The following is a 15,770-nucleotide window of genomic DNA, read 5'->3' as shown; positions in this document are numbered from 1 at the left end:
CCCGTTTCACGCTTAGTCTTCCGGGGCGTGTTCAAGAACACCGATCATGAACATCCAGGCGATGAAATAAAGGCAAAGGGCAGATGCAAATACCACAAGAACGCTCAAGAAGCGCTTCGGCAAAAGCGGTGTGTCGGGGGTATTTGGGTCTACAACCCGTTCTAGATAGAATTGCTGCCGCTGTGCCTCGGCGCGCGCTTGGACGAGGGCGGCGTTGGCCGCAGTCAGGCTTTCGGTGGAAAACTCTTGTTCCACCAGTAGATTTTCATAGCCCCCCATCTTTGATGCAATGCCGTTGCCGCTGCCGACAACTCGGCTGTCCTGCGAGGCGACTTGAACGGAGATTGCGCTGATACGACTGCGAAGAGCAGGGATGGACGGATTGCTGGGCGTTAGACGTTGCATCAAGTCCAACTGGGCTTGAAGCGCAGCGCGTTCTCCAGTCAACGTATTGGCGATCTCCAGCACGGCACCTGCCTGTTTGCCAGGATCAATCAGCGCCTGTGCATTGCGATATTGTGCAAGAGCAATTCGTGCATTCTTGGCTCTTTGAGCCGACAGTTCGACCTGCTTCTGCGCCTCGATAATAGCCTTGCTTTGCGCGCGGCTATTTAGGCGATTGACGAGCGCCTCGCTAAGATCGAGCAACTGGCGATTGATGATGTAAGCGTCTTGTGGCGTGAAGGCTTCCACTCTGATCGTCGCCGTGCCTGTTTCGGTGTCGATGCGAGCATCGACTTGCTTGCCATAATATTTGAACAGACTCTCGAAGCTGTTGTTAGCAAAAGGTAGGGGGTACCGGCTCAGGAAATCCGCTTTCGGCGTCGAGAATCGGTCGCGAATGTTTATGTTCTTTTCCAGCGCTTCGAGTGCGTCACGGGAGCGGACGTAGGTCAGCACCTCACTCGTTTGTTCATGCCCGGCAGACATCCCGGTTGTTTGAACCAAATTGGCCAACGTCGACATCTGCGACCGCTTTTGGTCCGGACTTTTAATAACGAAACGCGACTCCGAAACATAAACGTCAGACGCGATCAGGCCGTAATAGAGCGCCGCCAGAAATGTAGGCAGCGCAACCATTAGCAGGAACCAGCGGCGTTTTTTCAGCCAGCGCGTTATGGCTGACTGCTGGAGGGGTGTTTCAGCCTCGACCGGGAACGAGGGATTGACGTTCATAATTTTGTGCTGTGCCTCAAGCGAACCTAAGCTGCCTTGCGCTAGGCTAACATCGGTTGGGGCGCAAGGCCAAGAACGGTTTGATGTCGGAATTGTGCGAGGCGCTATTGTCCATCGCAGAATCCGGGTGCTAAGGCGTCGGTCATTCGAAGCCTCCGAGTTCATGAGCGATGCAAGTCAAGAATATCGTTTATCTAGCCCTGCTTATCGGACTTTCGGGGTGCGCCACGCTTCCCTCTAGCGGTCCTACCGGCGGACAAATTGAAAAATCGGCTGTCGCTCCCAAGGATGGAACGGCACCGATCCAGATCGTCCCGATCCATACGTTGGCTGATGTGCCCGGTGCGGATGCGGTGGTGAAGGTGGTGCTGCCTGATCTGGCGCCGCCCCCGACCGACATGATTGGTCCCGGCGACGTGCTGGACATCAACATTTACGAAGCCGGCGTCACCCTGTTCTCCGGCGCAGGCGGCGGCGCTGGCGGAATAGGCCAGATCACAGCCAATCCCGGCGTGCAGGTGCAGAAGCTGCCGCCGACGCGCGTTGATGACCTCGGTGATATCACCATTCCCTATGCCGGCACGCTCCATGTCGCGGGGATCACGACGGGGGAGGTCGAGGCGATGATCCGCAATTCGCTAGCGCGCATGTCGCAAGACCCGCAGGTGATCGTCACCCTGAATCAGGCGATCACCAATTCTATCATCGTCGGCGGGGAGGTGGCGAGGCCTGGTCGGCTCGTGCTGCAGACCAACCGCGAAACCTTGTCCGATGTGATCGCGCTGGCTGGTGGCTATCGCGGCAATGCCAAGGATTTGCTGCTACGCATCGTCCGAGGCGCTCAGAGCGTTGACGTTCGCGTCAATGACCTTGTCGACAACCCGAAGCTGGACGTGCGCGCCTATCCGGGTGATCGGCTGATGCTGATCAACAACCCTCGAACCTATTCCGTGCTCGGCGCTCCCGGTCGGGTCGAGCAGGTTCCGTTCAGCCGTTCGTCGGTTTCTCTGGCCGAAGCGGTTGCGACCGCGGGGGGCACCAATCCGGGCATCGGCAATCCCGCCGCGATCTTCGTGTTCCGCTATGTCCGGGATGAGCAAGGTAATGAGGTGCCGATGGTTTATCACCTCAATATGATGAAGACCGGTTCCTATTTCCTGGCGCAGCGCTTCGCCATGCGGGACAAGGATGTGCTCTATTTCGGCAACGCCGCGGCTAATCAGCCCAGCAAGCTCATTCAGCTGATCAGCCAGCTCTTTTCTCCGATCTTGACGGTGACGAGCGCGGTGCAGACAGTGCAAAACAGCAACTGAGGCTCTGGCGGGCGGCATAGCTGCTCGCTTTTCGTATGAAGTGGAAAGATGGAGATCCAATCCTTCGATATCGCCGGCCTCAAGCTACTGACGCCCCGTCATATTGGGGATGAGCGCGGCTATTTCGCAGAAACCTTCCGTGCCGATTTGTTCGCCGAACATGTCGGTGGTTTCGCCTTCGTCCAGGACAATGAATCGCAGAGCGTCCGTCCGGGCACCATCCGCGGTCTGCATTTCCAGAGTGAGCCGCATGCTCAGGGCAAGCTCGTGCGTTGCACCGCCGGTGCTCTGTTCGATGTGGCGGTCGATATTCGCCAGGGGTCGCCTACTTTCGGCCAGTGGGTCGGCGAGACGCTCACTCCCGACAATGGCAAGCAGCTCTGGATCCCGCCTGGCTTCGCCCACGGCTTTTGCTCGATCGAGCCCAATACGGTCATTTGCTACAAGGTGACCGGCTATTACAGTGCCGAGTGCGACAAGGGGCTGCGGTGGGACGATCCGGCCATCGGCATCACTTGGCCGGATGCCGCCGATCCCGAAACCCTCTCGCCGAAGGACCGCCAACAACCGCTGCTCGCCGCTCATCCCGCTTATTTCACCTGGAGCGAATAACCTCATGCGCGTAATCGTCACCGGCGGCGCCGGCTTCATCGGCTCGGCCCTTGTTCGCTATCTGGTGTGTGAAAAGGGTTACGAGGTCCTCACCATCGATGCCCTGACCTATGCCGGGTGCCAAGCTTCGCTGAAGGAAGTGGAAGGCCGCAACAACCATCGTTTCCTCAAGGCCGACATATGCGATCGCGCAGCGATGGACGTGGGGATCGCCGGGTTCCGGCCCGACCGTATCATGCACTTGGCGGCGGAAAGTCATGTCGACCGTTCGATCACCGGGGCGGCCGACTTCATCCAGACCAATGTGGTCGGCACCTTCACCCTGCTGGAGGCGGCGCGCGGCTATTGGAACGGCCTTGCCGGCGAAGCGAAGGACGCTTTCCGTTTCCTGCAGGTCTCGACCGACGAGGTTTACGGCTCATTGGGCGACGAGGGGCTGTTTGGGGAAAGCACGCCCTATGATCCGAGCTCGCCCTATTCAGCGTCCAAGGCTGCGTCCGATCATCTCGCCAAGGCCTGGCAGCGTACCTATGGGCTGCCGGTGGTCGTGTCGAACTGCTCGAACAATTACGGCCCCTATCATTTCCCCGAAAAGCTGATCCCGCTCACCATCCTGAACGCCCTCGCGGGTCGCGCGCTGCCGGTCTATGGCAAGGGCGAAAATGTGCGCGACTGGCTCTATGTCGATGATCATGCCCGCGCGCTCGACCTTATCATCGAAAAGGGCGTGCCCGGCGAAACCTATAATGTTGGTGGTCGTAACGAACGGCGCAACATCGACGTGGTGCGCAGAATCTGTGCCGTTCTTGACGATCTGGTCCCTGCCGATGCCCCGCGCGAAGGGCTGATCAAGTTCGTCACCGACCGCCCCGGCCATGACGCTCGTTACGCGATCGACGCGACGAGGCTCGAAACCGAACTGGGCTGGCGCGCGCAGGAGAATTTCGACAGCGGCATCGAGAAGACGGTGCGTTGGTATCTCGAAAATGATTGGTGGTGGCAGCCGTTGCGCGATCGTTACGACGGCCAGAGGCTCGGGCTGAACGCCGCGCCTGCCGGAGTGGCTGCGTGAGGATTGCCGTCACCGGCAAGACCGGGCAGGTCGTCACCAGCCTGATCGAACGGGGAGCGGCGGCGGGGCATGAGGTGATCGCACTGGGTCGGCCCGAGCTGGACCTGGCCGATCCGGCCTCCGTTGCCCGCGCGTTGGAAGCTGTGACGCCCGACGTGATCGTTTCGGCCGCCGCCTATACTGCGGTCGACAGAGCGGAGAGCGAGAGCGATCTTGCTTATGCGGTGAACGGCGCCGGGGCCGGTGCGGTGGCGCAGGCAGCGAGGGCGGTGGGCGCGCCGCTGGTACATGTCTCGACCGATTATGTTTTCGACGGCACGCTTGATCGCCCCTATGTCGAGAGCGATCCGACTGGGCCGACGGGCGTTTACGGCGCTTCGAAGCTGGCGGGGGAGCAGGCGGTACTGGCCGCCCATGGCGACAACAGTGCGGTGCTGCGCGTGGCTTGGGTTTATAGTCCTTTTGGTACGAATTTCGTGAAGACGATGCTCCGCCTTGCTGGCGATCGGGATGAAGTGTCGGTGGTCGCCGACCAGCTCGGCAATCCGAGCAGCGCGCTGGAGATAGCCGATGGCATCCTGCTAGTGGCTACCAATCTGGTAGCTGATAGCAACCCGGCTTTGCGCGGCGTTTTCCACATGACCGCCAGCGGCGAAGCCTCCTGGGCCGACTTTGCCGAGGCGCTCTTTGCCTCCTCCGCCGAAAAGGGCGGGGCGACGGCACGGGTCAAGCGGATCACCACCGCCGACTATCTGACGCCGGCCACGCGGCCTGCCAATTCGCGGCTCGACTGCGGTTTGATTGCGAAGGCGCATGACGTGGCCTTGCCCGACTGGCGCCAGTCGCTGGATAGCGTGATCGCCCGCTTGCAACCGACCCCGAACTGAACTGTTGACCAAAGGGAACGACGACGCATGAAGGGTATCATCCTCGCCGGTGGCAGCGGCACCCGCCTTTATCCGATGACGCTGGCGACCTCGAAGCAGCTGATGTCGGTATATGACAAGCCGATGATCTATTATCCGCTAAGCACGCTGATGCTGGCGGGTATCCGCGAGGTGCTGATCATCTCGACGCCGCGCGACCTGCCTGCTTTCCAGGCGCTGCTGGGCGATGGCTCCCAATGGGGTATGCGCTTCGAATTTGCCGAGCAGCCGAGCCCCGATGGGCTCGCGCAGGCCTATATCATCGGCGCGAATTTCGTCGCGGGGCAGCAGTCGGCACTGATCCTGGGCGATAATATCTATTATGGCCATGGCCTGCCCGAGCTGCTCGCAAGCGCATCGGCGCGTAAGCACGGGGCGAGCGTCTTCGCCTATCATGTCAACGACCCCGAGCGTTATGGCGTGGTAAGCTTCGATGAGTCCAAAAGGGCCGTCAGTATCGAGGAGAAGCCGGCGCATCCCAAGTCGAACTGCGCCGTCACTGGCCTATATTTCTATGACGAGCAGGTTGTGGATATCGCCGCCAATCTGGAGCCGTCCCCTCGCGGCGAGCTGGAGATTACCGACGTCAACCGAGTTTATCTGGAACGCGGGCAACTCAATGTGGAGATTATGGGTCGCGGCTTCGCCTGGCTGGACACCGGCACGCCAGACAGCCTGCTTGATGCCGCGGAATTCGTCCGCGTTTTAGAAAAGCGGCAAGGCTTCAAGATAGCCAGTCCCGAGGAGATCGCCTTTCGTCAAGGATTCATTGGGGTTGCGGAACTCGAGCGGGCGATCAGTAAGTTGGGTAAATCGAATTATGGCATTTACCTGCAGGGGATATTGACGGGGGCCTAGGCCAAGCGTCGGGAATGCAGGCGGGCAATCCGCGTTTTCCACCCTTGACCTGAGCGATCGCCACTGCAAACTTGCTCCCATGACGCTGATGGAATGTGCTGCCCGCGCGCTGTGCAGACTCGATGGACACCGGGAGGACGAAGAACGCGAGGGTAGACCCTTGTGGCAGAGCTATGTCCCGCAAGTCCGAACCGTTCTGGAGGTTATCCATGAACCGAGTCCAAGCATGATGGAAGCAGGCGCTGAAGTCATCAGATATGTTAGCCCGGATGAAGCCGCGCCGGGCCATCAGGGCGATGCCGCCAATGTGTGGCGCTTCATGATCGATGCGATGCAGAATGACATTTCGCATACGGGATGAATAGGCCTTTTGAATTCTGCAGCTTGCTTGACCAGTCGACCGGGTCAGCAATCAAGGCGCCAGGAAGGGGCAACGGCTTGAGGTGCCTCAGGAGGACATGCGACAATTTCTGGGTGTATTCTACACGGTAAGGAAAAAATTGGCATGACCGAAGCGAAGCTCGGCGGCGTCTCCGGCAAAGATCTTGGTAGCCCGGCGCTGCGCACATTCTTTAATCTTGCCCGCGAGTGGTCGCTTACCGAGCAGGAGCAGACGAAGCTTCTGGGTCTCAATAGCCGATCCATCTTCCAGAACTGGACAGCAGGCGGCGTATCGGAAATCAGCCGCGACACGCTGGAGCGCATCTCCTATCTTCTCGGCATCTACAAGGCGATCAACATTCTACTGCCGGATCGGGACCGCGCCAATGCCTGGATGCGGACTCCCAACAACGCTCATCTTTTTGGCGGACAGTCAGCCCTTAGCCGCATGACATCCGGCCATCTAAGCGATCTCATCCTGATCCGCCAATATCTCGATGCCCAGCGCGTCTGAATGCTCGCGGCTGCCTTCTCGCCGTCCTCCGAGGGACGGGCATGTCCCCCCCTTCACGAAAATTGCGGGTGTCCCATGAGCCATGTGGCTCGCGCTGACCCCCGTTTAATCTGCGTTTGGTTATAGCGACCGCGCAGAGATCCTTGTGGGCTATCTTGCTGCCCGGGCCAATATGCGGCGGATGGTGGAGCGAGCGGCTGCTCTTGGAATTGTCGATGAGGACCGACACGGTGGGCAACTCTTGCCACAGGCGACACGCTATCCCCCGAGGTTCTTCATCTGCCATCTGGTTACGCGATCGTAAGCGGGGTCTGGCGACCGCCTTGCGCAGCGCCCATTAGCCGGGATGATTGCCGCTCTTTAAGCGGGGTGGCCGGTGTCGGACGAGATTGAAGATTCAGCGAGCAGCGCAGCGACTACTCATACGAGCGGTCGTATGAGTAGTCGGATAGAGATCGTTAGCCGGGTGTCAGGCCGGCGGCGGTGGACGGTAGAGCAGAAGCTGGCCGTGCTGCAGGATGCATTCGGCCCGGAGGGCTGCGTGCGCGCGGCCTGTGAACGCCATGACGTCGGCAGCGGCTCGATCTACACATGGCGGCGACAGGCGATGTCCGGTGAGCTCGCCGGGGTGCGCAAGTCGATCAAGCCTGCCTTTGCGGAGGTGCAGATCAGCGATCAGCTGGCCTTGCCCGCGCTGACGACCGCGGCGCGCACCGATGGCGTGATCGGCATCGAGTTGCCGTCGGGCATCAGGGTGAGTGTGGACGCCACGGTAGATGCCGATGCCCTTTCGCGGGTGATTGGTATCCTGACGCAATGATCCCGCTGCCGCCCTCAACGCGGATATTCCTGGCCTGCGGGGCGACGGACATGCGCAAGGGTTTTGACGGCCTTGCCGTGATGACGCAGCAGGTTCTGGAGCAAAGCCCGCATTCCGGCGCGCTGTTCGCCTTTAGGGGGAAGCGCGGCGATCTGGTGAAGCTGCTCTGGTATGACGGTCAGGGCATGTGCCTTTTCTCCAAGCGGATGGACCGTGGCCGGTTCGTGTGGCCATCGACCAAGACTGGATCGGTGGTGATGACCGCAGCCCAGCTTTCCATGCTGTTGGAAGGCATAGATTGGCGCCGGCCCGAGCGCACGTTCACCCCTTCATTAGCGGGATAAACGCCCATTTTCCGGCGCTTTTCCTGGCATTATGACCATTGTTCCGCTATAGGATCGCGGTGTCGGACGCAGGCCTTTCCACCGCTGACAAAGACGCTCGGATCGCCGAGCTCGAAGCTGCATTGGCGGCGGCCCACGCCCATATTTCTGCTCGAGACATCCTGATCGACACGCTGCGCGTGCAGATCGCGCGCCTCAAGCGGATGCAGTTCGGCAAGTCGTCCGAGAAGCTCGACACTCAGATCGCACAGCTTGAGCTTGCGCTCGAAGAGCTCGAAGGCGAGGCCATCGTCGCCGCCGCCCGCCGGGCCGATCCGGCAGAGGTTGATCGGCCGTCGCCTGTTCGTGCGCTGCCTGCTCATCTGCCGCGGGAGGAACAGCGGATCGAGCCCGAACAGGGCAGTTGCACCTGTCCAGATTGCGGCGGAGCGCTGCGGCCTCTGGGGCAGGATAGCGACGAGATGCTCGATGCCGTGCCAGTGCAATGGCGTGTCGTTCGGACCATCCGGCCCAAGTATAGCTGCCGGTCCTGCGAGAAGATCGTCCAGGCGCCCGTGCCGGTAAAGGCGATAGCGCGCGGCAAGGCGACCTTCGGCACGCTGGCCCACGTTGTCGTCTCCAAGTTCGACCATCATCTGCCGCTTTACCGCCAGGCCGAGATCATGGCTGCGCAGGGGGTCGAGATCGACCGATCGACACTGGCGGGCTGGGTAGGACAGGCATCCGTGCTGCTCGACCCGATCGTCAGTCGCATTCGCGAGGTGGGCCTCACCGCCTCAAAGATCCATACCGACGATACGCCTGTTCCCATGCTTGATCCGGGCCGGGGCAAGACGGCCACCGGCAGGCTTTGGGCTTACGCCGTCGATGATCGTGGCTCGGGCGCTACGACCCCCTCGCTCGTCTGGTATGAGTTCACCACCGATCGCACCGGTGCGCATCCCCAGCGTCAGCTGGCCAACTTCGCCGGCTACCTGCAGGCTGATGGTTACGCCGGTTATGACAAGCTCTACGACACGAACCGCGTCACCGAGGTTGCTTGCTGGGCGCATTATCCAGAGCATGGTTTTATCTGGGGCGTTTTGGGATATAATCCGGGCTTGCCGGAGATTTCGGCGCACTGGGCTCCAGATAAAAGCAGCGACCTCGCAGTCGGGGGCCGCCGCGCGGGGGGCGACGTTGCAGATACCATTGCGTACCAGGTCGACGATCGAGGACTATGTCGCCACGCAGGAGTGGCGGCGCGCGCGACTGTTGCGCTGCCCGCTCCATCCGAGCGGCGGCTGTGCATTTCGGCGGCACGGTAGCTATGCGCGCCTGACCAGTCCGGGTGTACGGATCGCTCGCTGCTACTGCCCACAGGGGCACATAACATTCAGCCTGCTCCCGGATTTTCTCGCCGCTCGCCTGCCCGGTTCGCTTGCCGCGATCGATCGCATCGTTGGGATAGCCGCGTCGGAACGAAGCATGGAAGCCGCCGCAGACGCAGCGCGCGGCCCGGATATTTCCCTTCCAGGCGCGGTGCGCTGGCTTCGCCGCCGCGTTGTCGCGGTGCGCAGATCCGTTGCCGCCGTCAAATTGATGGCGCCCCGGCTGGCGAGGCCGGGCTTGCCGGTGAGCGACGTTCCGGCCCTTGCGACGCTCCGCCTAGCCCTTTCCCCGGAGCTGTTGCACTGTATTCCGGCCCCCTTGGGACTCCGACCCATCCAGAGGATAGGCAGTGTCGGCGATGCCGATGGCTCTTGCCAACACGATGCGGGGCGTGATCACGTTTTCAGCGTCAGCTACGCTTTGCCGATCGAGGTAAAGCCATGCCCGTACATGTCGATCATATCGCCGCAGCCGACCCTGCCGCGCCCACCCCCGACGATATCCGCCGCATCTGGAGCGCCGAGCGGCGCCTTGGGGCAGGAACAACGATTGTTTATCTGATCCGCATCCAGCAGTTTCGTACCTATTGCGCCTTGCACGGCCTGGTCGAGCGAGAAGAGTTGACCCTTGAACGCGTTGGCCGCTTCAAAGACTGGTATGCGGAGCGACGGGGGCTAGACCCGCTTTCTCTCAGACTTTCCAGCAGCGCCCTGCTGTCGCTCAGCCGTGTCTATCATTGCTTGGGGCTTGCCCCACCTGACTGGCGACCGCCTCGTCCAGGGAAGGCTTTGCTGCCGCCGTTGCTCGCGCAGTATGCCGCCTATCTGACCCAGCATCGCGGTAATCCAGAGGTGACGGTTCACAAAAAGCTGGGCCACATCGGTAAGCTTCAGGATTACTTGATTCAGGCCGGCAAGGACTGGCACTCGATGCAGATAACCGATGTCGATGCATTTCTGGTTGGCCGCGCCGCGCGATATTCCCGATCGCATGTGAGCGATCTTGCTTGCACGGTACGCTGCTTTTCCCGTTTCCTGCACTGGAGTGGACAGAGTCCGGTCGATATCAGCGAGGCCGTGATCGCGCCCGTGCAACGACGGCACGAGCGACCGAGACGCGCCCTTTCCTGGGACAATGTGAAGCGGCTCCTGATGGCCGTGGACAGATCAAGTCCGCAGGGCCTTCGCGACTACGCGATCCTGCTGATGATGAGCACCTATGGCTTTGGCGCCGGCGAGATCATCCGCTTGCAGTTTCGGGATATCGACTGGGATAATAGCACACTGTCAGTCCTTCGCCCAAAGACGGGCGTTGCATTCACGCTGCCGCTGTTGCCACCCGTCGCCAAGGCGCTGGCAGAGTATCTACGCCACGGCCGGCCCGCTGATACACCCACCCGCCATCTTTTCGTGCAGATGAAGATGCCGCTGGAGCCATTCGCGGCTTCGAGCGCGATACGCCACATCGTGATGAAGCATGCGAAGATCGCGGGGATCGATGCACCATTTCTGGGCAGCCATGTATTGCGACATTCTCACGCGGCGCGCCAGATAGACCTGGGTGCGCGGCCCCAAGTGATATCGGATCTCCTTGGTCACCGGGATCCAGAGTCGGTCTCGGCCTATGTGCGGATCGCCACCGCGTCCCTGCGCGAGATCGCATTGCCGGTGCCGACATGACCACCGTCATCGTCCTGGAAGAGTTAAGGAACGACGCCGCGAGCTTCCTGGCGTTCAAGCGCGCCATGGGCCATCCCTATCGACGCGGCGAGTTTGAGATCGAACGCTTCCTTCGCTTCGTCGAAGACCAGTGGGGCGACGATGTCGATATTTCGCTGGCCGAAGCGATTAGCCGCTGGTGTGGGCGTTTGCCCGACCGCAAGGCCGTCACGCTCGGCAACGAGTTCGGGGTCATTCGTCAACTTTGCCTGCATCGCCGTCGTCGCGATCCCACCAGCTATGTGCCCGAGCACGCCTTTGCGCCGGTGAAGGAGTCGACGTTCTTTCCTTACATTTTCAGCCGCGACGAGATCCGCTGCATTCTCGCCGCCGCGTCAGCGCACCAAGGCCGCTTCATATGGGCATCTATGCTGCGAAGGCTGATTCTCGTGCTTTACTGCACCGGCCTCAGGCTCGGCGAGGCGGTGCGTCTGACCATGGATGATGTCGATCTCGACCGTGGGACCTTGCTCATACGCAACAGCAAGCGGCGTACGCGTATCGTCCCCATGCGCGACGATCTTGTCGCAGAGCTTGGCCTCTATGTCGATGATCGATGCCGGGTGCTTCACGATCGTGGTCAAGGGGATTGCGAAGCTCTGTTCGTTCGCCTCAACGGCGCGCCACTCCATACCCACGCGGCGTCCGACGCTATTCGCAAGCTCCTGCGCCGCCTCGATATTAAGCCTGCGCAGGGGCGCGTCGGAGCGCGCCCATATGAGTTTCGGCATGCGTTCGCGGTTCACCGCCTGACAGCATGGGCGGAGGAAGGTGCTGACATTCACGCCAAGCTCCCCTGGCTTTCGGCCTATCTCGGGCACCAGAACGTCATTGGCACCGAGGTCTATCTGAAGGCGACGCCGCAACTCCTGGAACTCGCGAGCACGCGCTTCGAACAACATATGCGACACGCCAGGCAGCCACGATGAGTAAGGCAGGACCTCAGATGCTGTTCGCTTTGGTGGAGTCGTTCTTCTCCAACTATCTGCCGCGTCAGCGCGGCGCGAGCCCACATACGACGCGCGCCTATCGCGACACGCTCAAGCTGCTGTTTCAGTTCGTTGCCCAGCGGCGCGGCCGCGAGGTCGCCGCGCTTGTGCTGGAGGATCTCGACGCCGACACCGTCGCTGGGTTCCTCGATCATCTCGAGGGCGGAAGATCCAACTCCACCGCGACGCGCAACTGCCGCCGTGCCGCGCTTCGCAGCTTCTTCAAGCACCTCTTGCGCAACGATCTCGACAATGCGCTCCGTTACACGCAGGTGTTGGCGCTGCCGTCGAAGCGGGCGAGGCAGAAGCCCGCAACCTACCTCGAAGCAACCGACGTGCGGGCCATCATCGCCCATCCCGATCGGCGGACCCGCAGTGGCTGGCGCGATTACACGCTGCTGCTTTTCCTCTATAATTGCGGCGCCAGAGTGAGCGAAGCAACCGGCCTGCTGTGGCAGGACCTTCAACTGACGCCACCGCACCAGGCCCGATTGCGTGGGAAGGGCCGCAAGGAGCGGCTCGTTCCGTTATGGCGCGAGACGGCCGACGCGTTGCGGCGCCTGCAAAACCTGTCGGGCGCTGCGGGCCAGCAGCATGTTTTCATGAACCGCCACGGCCAACCGCTGACCCGCGATGGAGTCGCGTACATCCTTACCAAGCATGCCTCGCCAGTCGTCCAGGATCGACCCAGGCTGGCGCGTGACCGCATCACTCCTCACGTTTTCCGCCACAGCTGCGCCGTCGCGCTCCTGCAGTCGGGCACCGACGTGACCGTGATCCGCGATTATCTCGGTCATTCCAGCATCGCGACCACGAACCGGTATATCTCGACGAACCTGAAGATGAAGCGCGATGCGCTACAGAACTTTTGGAAGCACGCCGGTATCGAACCCGCAAAGGCCACGCCTTGGAAGCCAAAGCCGGATCTGCTTTCGTACCTGCGGTCCCTATGATTTTATCACGAGATCCACACTGACCTTTCCCGCCGATCCCGGACGTCAGAATCGCGTCGCCCCAGATAAAACCATGCTCTGGATAATGCGCCTTATGTCGATCTCGACATAAGGCGCATTTCCGGCGGAAGATATTCGACATCCACGCCACCAAGCCGACGCCGCTCACCACCGACCTGCTAGGGTCCAAACCCAATCAGCCTCTTGAAAATGTGTGTCCACATTGATTCAGAGAGTCTCCGCTGAGGCAGGAGGCTGTTGGGAATGTCGCGTTCGTTGTTCTGGTTGTCGGATGAAGCATGGTCTGCGATCGAGCCGCACTTGCCGAAGAACCAGCCCGGAGCGCGGCGCGTCGATGATCGCAGGGTGATTTCCGGGATCATTCACATGCTCAAGTGTGGTGGCCGCTGGGCGGATTGCCCTTCGGATTACGGCCCCTCCACGACGGTCTATAATCGCTGGAACCGGTGGAGCCGTCGGGGCATCTGGACGCGCATCCTGGCAGCGCTGACGGAGGAAGGCTGGATCGCCGAGACCGGGCAGATCGACAGCAGCTACATCAAGGCTCATCGCACTGCCGGTGGCGCAAACGTATGGCCCGCCCCGTCGGCAAGCGGCTTGTATCGGATGATCTGAACAGTCTGCGAAAACGTATCCGGCCTTTCGGCACATTGCCGTTGGCCAAGATGGAGATCCGCGCGTCCTGGTCCTCATAAAGGGGCCGGCATCGGAGTGCCATTTTGCGCCATAGGGTTCCAAGACACCGGTCAACTGTCAGGCCATCTTCTTCTCACCTCCCGCAGACATCATCCAGCGGGTGCCAAGCGCACCGGCTGATCTCGTTTACGCCGCCAGCAATGTGGGTTCGTAGGTCCGTCCGTGGCGAAGTAGTGCCCAGACGATCCGCGCCATTTTAGCCGCGAGAGCGACAACGACGGTGTTTTGATGCGCCCGTGAGAGCAGGCCGCGCACCCAGGCGCCCAGGCGCGTATCGCTCTTGCTCATCGTCGGCAGCGACGAACGTGCACCTTGGATAAGGATTTTGCGCAGGTATCGACTGCCACGCTTGGTGATGCCGAGCAACCGAGGCTTGCCCCCGGTGGTGGCCTGACGCGGGACCAGGCCCAACCATGCAGCAAGATCGCGACCACGCCCAAAGGTCCGGGCATCGCCGACGGCAGCGACCAGCGCTGTCGCGTTGAGGGCGCCAATGCCGGGAATAGTCAGCAGGCGCCGCGTCTGTTCGTCGGTACGTGCTGCTTCCACGAACTCCGCGTCGAGGTCCGCGATCCTTTCATCGAGCGCTACCCAGCGCGCGCGCATGTCGGTGACGAGCCGGTGGATACGCAACCCGAGAACGGGTTCTTCGGCTTCGAGCATCTCGCCGAGCCGAACCGCGAGCTTCGCGCGTCCTTGCGGCACAATGTGACCGCGCTCGAGAAGCAGGCTCCGGATCTGGTTCATCAGCGAGGTTCGCTCGCCGACGAGCTGGTCGCGAATCCGGTGCAGCGTCTGCATGTCCAACTGCTCCTGGGTCTTCAGCTCTACGAACCGCATGGTCGGTCGTGTCGCCGCCTCTGCGATCGCTTCAGCATCGCGGTCGTCGTTCTTCTGGGCCTTGACGTAGGGACGGACATATTCCGGCGACATCAACCGGACGGTATGTCCCTGCGTTGCAAGTGCTCGGCCCATATGATGGGCACCACAACAGGCCTCCATCGCCACGACGCATGGCTCAAGTGCCGCTGCAAAGGTGAGGACCGTCTCACGCCGCATCCGCTTGCGAACGACCACCTTACCGGTGCCGTTCAGGCCCACCACGCTGCAGCTGTTCTTGCCAAGGTCGATCCCCAGAACTGAAACTTCCATAACACTCGCTCCTTTCTCACACGATCCGCTCTCGGTTAAACAACAACGGTTCGGATAAGGGGCGGGCCATCCATAAAGGGGGGCGCGGGCCAATGCCATTGGCATCTCGCGTGGTGGCCGGACAACGAAGATCCACGCACTCGTCGATGTCCTCGGGCGACCACTGCGCCTCGTCCTGACCCCCGGCAACACGTCGGATGTGAAAGGGGCCGACCTGCTGATCGGCGAAACTATCGGCATGAAGCGGGTGATTGCCGACCGTGGCTACGACGCGAACCGCATCAGGGCTGCCTTGCGTGAGCAGGGCACGATCCCGGTGATCCCCGGACGGCGCAACCGCAAGCGCCCGGTCCAGTATGACGAACGCCGCTACAAAGATCGCTGGCGGGTCGAGGCCATGTTCTGCCGCCTCAAGGACTTCCGCCGCATCGCAACCCGGTACGACAAGCTCGCCAGAAACTTCCTCTCAGCCGTAAGTCTCGCCGCCGCTGTGGCATTCTGGCTCTGAACGAGTCTGGACCCTAGAACGCATCGGCCAACTCTATGAGATCGAGGCAGAGGTTCAAGGCCAGCAACCCGAGATCCGCCGACGAAGCCGGCACGACCGCACTCAGCCGTTGATCGATGAGCTGCGGCAAGCACTTGACGATGCCCTGCGCCGCCTCTCGCCCAAGTCCGAGATGGCGAAAGCGATCGCCTATGGTCGCAAGCGCTGGGTGGCGCTCACGCGCTTCCTCGATGATGGGCGTCTGGAGATCGATAACAACATTGCGGAGCGTGCCATGCGATGCGTGGCCTTGGGCCGTAATTATGCGAAGCGCCGGATTATGCGCAGGTGCCGACGGCGGGTCCAG

14 protein-coding genes and 4 pseudogenes are annotated in these 15,770 nt (G+C 61.2%); 16 read left to right on the top strand and 2 right to left on the bottom strand.

From position 1 onward, the window contains the following. Positions 1 to 12: 12 nt before the first annotated feature. The gene (locus VVT58_RS10380) at positions 13 to 1,176 is read right to left on the bottom strand and encodes a Wzz/FepE/Etk N-terminal domain-containing protein (RefSeq protein WP_327754942.1); all 1,164 of its coding nucleotides are present in this window, start codon (positions 1,174 to 1,176) and stop codon (positions 13 to 15) included. 335 nt (positions 1,177 to 1,511) lie between these two features. Between VVT58_RS10380 and VVT58_RS10375 the strand changes: the two genes are divergently transcribed. The 14 genes and pseudogenes from VVT58_RS10375 to VVT58_RS10310 all read left to right on the top strand — a co-directional run. Next, positions 1,512 to 2,489, top strand: coding sequence for a polysaccharide biosynthesis/export family protein (locus tag VVT58_RS10375; RefSeq protein WP_327755061.1), 978 nt, complete (start codon positions 1,512 to 1,514; stop codon positions 2,487 to 2,489). 48 nt (positions 2,490 to 2,537) lie between these two features. Then, a complete protein-coding gene (rfbC, locus tag VVT58_RS10370; RefSeq protein ID WP_327754941.1) occupies positions 2,538 to 3,101 on the top strand; it encodes a dTDP-4-dehydrorhamnose 3,5-epimerase in 564 nt (187 codons plus the stop codon). 4 nt (positions 3,102 to 3,105) lie between these two features. Then, positions 3,106 to 4,173 carry a dTDP-glucose 4,6-dehydratase gene (rfbB, locus tag VVT58_RS10365; RefSeq protein ID WP_327754940.1) on the top strand — a complete coding sequence of 356 codons (1,068 nt, stop codon included), beginning with the start codon at positions 3,106 to 3,108 and terminating at the stop codon, positions 4,171 to 4,173. Next, complete coding sequence (rfbD, locus tag VVT58_RS10360) at positions 4,170 to 5,060, top strand: dTDP-4-dehydrorhamnose reductase (protein ID WP_327754939.1); 891 nt, start codon at positions 4,170 to 4,172, stop codon at positions 5,058 to 5,060. Before rfbB ends, rfbD begins: the two co-directional genes overlap by 4 nt. A 27-nt stretch (positions 5,061 to 5,087) precedes the next feature. Further along, positions 5,088 to 5,957, top strand: a complete 870-nt coding sequence (gene rfbA, locus VVT58_RS10355; RefSeq protein ID WP_327754938.1) for a glucose-1-phosphate thymidylyltransferase RfbA — start codon at positions 5,088 to 5,090, stop codon at positions 5,955 to 5,957. A 226-nt stretch (positions 5,958 to 6,183) separates the two neighbouring features. Next, positions 6,184 to 6,318, top strand: coding sequence for a hypothetical protein (locus VVT58_RS10350; RefSeq protein WP_327754937.1), 135 nt, complete (start codon positions 6,184 to 6,186; stop codon positions 6,316 to 6,318). 144 nt (positions 6,319 to 6,462) lie between these two features. Then, entirely contained in the window at positions 6,463 to 6,852 is a 390-nt protein-coding gene (locus VVT58_RS10345) for an MbcA/ParS/Xre antitoxin family protein (RefSeq protein ID WP_327754936.1), read from the top strand. A gap of 436 nt (positions 6,853 to 7,288) precedes the next feature. Next, positions 7,289 to 7,672: an IS66-like element accessory protein TnpA gene (tnpA, locus tag VVT58_RS10340; RefSeq protein WP_327754935.1), complete on the top strand. Its 384-nt coding sequence runs from the start codon at positions 7,289 to 7,291 to the stop codon at positions 7,670 to 7,672. Then, positions 7,669 to 8,016 (top strand): IS66 family insertion sequence element accessory protein TnpB, encoded by a 348-nt coding sequence (gene tnpB / locus VVT58_RS10335; RefSeq protein WP_006957496.1) that lies wholly within the window; start codon positions 7,669 to 7,671, stop codon positions 8,014 to 8,016. Before tnpA ends, tnpB begins: the two co-directional genes overlap by 4 nt. Positions 8,017 to 8,075: 59 nt before the next feature. Further along, positions 8,076 to 9,071, top strand: a pseudogene (gene tnpC / locus VVT58_RS10330) (IS66 family transposase); the annotation flags it as partial. 756 nt (positions 9,072 to 9,827) lie between these two features. Next, positions 9,828 to 11,066 (top strand): site-specific integrase, encoded by a 1,239-nt coding sequence (locus tag VVT58_RS10325; protein ID WP_327754311.1) that lies wholly within the window; start codon positions 9,828 to 9,830, stop codon positions 11,064 to 11,066. Beyond that, complete coding sequence (locus VVT58_RS10320) at positions 11,063 to 12,034, top strand: tyrosine-type recombinase/integrase (RefSeq protein WP_066563387.1); 972 nt, start codon at positions 11,063 to 11,065, stop codon at positions 12,032 to 12,034. The genes VVT58_RS10325 and VVT58_RS10320 overlap by 4 nt, the downstream gene beginning before the upstream one ends. Further along, entirely contained in the window at positions 12,031 to 13,047 is a 1,017-nt protein-coding gene (locus VVT58_RS10315; RefSeq protein ID WP_066563385.1) for a site-specific integrase, read from the top strand. Before VVT58_RS10320 ends, VVT58_RS10315 begins: the two co-directional genes overlap by 4 nt. 264 nt (positions 13,048 to 13,311) lie before the next feature. Beyond that, a pseudogene (locus tag VVT58_RS10310) lies at positions 13,312 to 13,632 on the top strand (transposase); the annotation flags it as partial. Between the two features lie 258 nt (positions 13,633 to 13,890). Here the strand turns inward: VVT58_RS10310 and VVT58_RS10305 are convergent. Continuing rightward, the gene (locus tag VVT58_RS10305; protein WP_327754433.1) at positions 13,891 to 14,916 is read right to left on the bottom strand and encodes an IS110 family transposase; all 1,026 of its coding nucleotides are present in this window, start codon (positions 14,914 to 14,916) and stop codon (positions 13,891 to 13,893) included. Positions 14,917 to 14,995: 79 nt separating this feature from the next. On the opposite strand from VVT58_RS10305, the pseudogene VVT58_RS10300 reads away from it, so the two are divergent. After that, positions 14,996 to 15,424 (top strand): annotated as a pseudogene (locus VVT58_RS10300) (IS5 family transposase); the annotation flags it as partial. A 13-nt stretch (positions 15,425 to 15,437) separates the two neighbouring features. Then, positions 15,438 to 15,726: pseudogene (locus tag VVT58_RS10295) on the top strand (transposase); the annotation flags it as partial. Positions 15,727 to 15,770 lie beyond the last annotated feature (44 nt).

Origin of the sequence: Sphingobium sp. SJ10-10, from assembly GCF_036038995.2 — a bacterium.
Lineage (GTDB): Bacteria > Pseudomonadota > Alphaproteobacteria > Sphingomonadales > Sphingomonadaceae > Sphingobium.
This window is presented reverse-complemented; position numbering and strand designations above follow the sequence as displayed.

Excerpts from the sequence above, each read along its gene's own strand:
- VVT58_RS10380 (WP_327754942.1), bottom strand. The coding sequence starts at position 1,176 with ATGAACGTCAATCCCTCGTTCCCGGTCGAGGCTGAAACACCCCTCCAG.
- rfbC (WP_327754941.1), top strand. The coding sequence starts at position 2,538 with ATGGAGATCCAATCCTTCGATATCGCCGGCCTCAAGCTACTGACGCCC.
- rfbB (WP_327754940.1), top strand. The coding sequence starts at position 3,106 with ATGCGCGTAATCGTCACCGGCGGCGCCGGCTTCATCGGCTCGGCCCTT.
- rfbA (WP_327754938.1), top strand. The coding sequence starts at position 5,088 with ATGAAGGGTATCATCCTCGCCGGTGGCAGCGGCACCCGCCTTTATCCG.
- VVT58_RS10350 (WP_327754937.1), top strand. The coding sequence starts at position 6,184 with ATGATGGAAGCAGGCGCTGAAGTCATCAGATATGTTAGCCCGGATGAA.
- VVT58_RS10345 (WP_327754936.1), top strand. The coding sequence starts at position 6,463 with ATGACCGAAGCGAAGCTCGGCGGCGTCTCCGGCAAAGATCTTGGTAGC.
- tnpA (WP_327754935.1), top strand. The coding sequence starts at position 7,289 with ATGAGTAGTCGGATAGAGATCGTTAGCCGGGTGTCAGGCCGGCGGCGG.
- tnpB (WP_006957496.1), top strand. The coding sequence starts at position 7,669 with ATGATCCCGCTGCCGCCCTCAACGCGGATATTCCTGGCCTGCGGGGCG.
- VVT58_RS10325 (WP_327754311.1), top strand. The coding sequence starts at position 9,828 with ATGCCCGTACATGTCGATCATATCGCCGCAGCCGACCCTGCCGCGCCC.
- VVT58_RS10320 (WP_066563387.1), top strand. The coding sequence starts at position 11,063 with ATGACCACCGTCATCGTCCTGGAAGAGTTAAGGAACGACGCCGCGAGC.
- VVT58_RS10315 (WP_066563385.1), top strand. The coding sequence starts at position 12,031 with ATGAGTAAGGCAGGACCTCAGATGCTGTTCGCTTTGGTGGAGTCGTTC.
- VVT58_RS10305 (WP_327754433.1), bottom strand. The coding sequence starts at position 14,916 with ATGGAAGTTTCAGTTCTGGGGATCGACCTTGGCAAGAACAGCTGCAGC.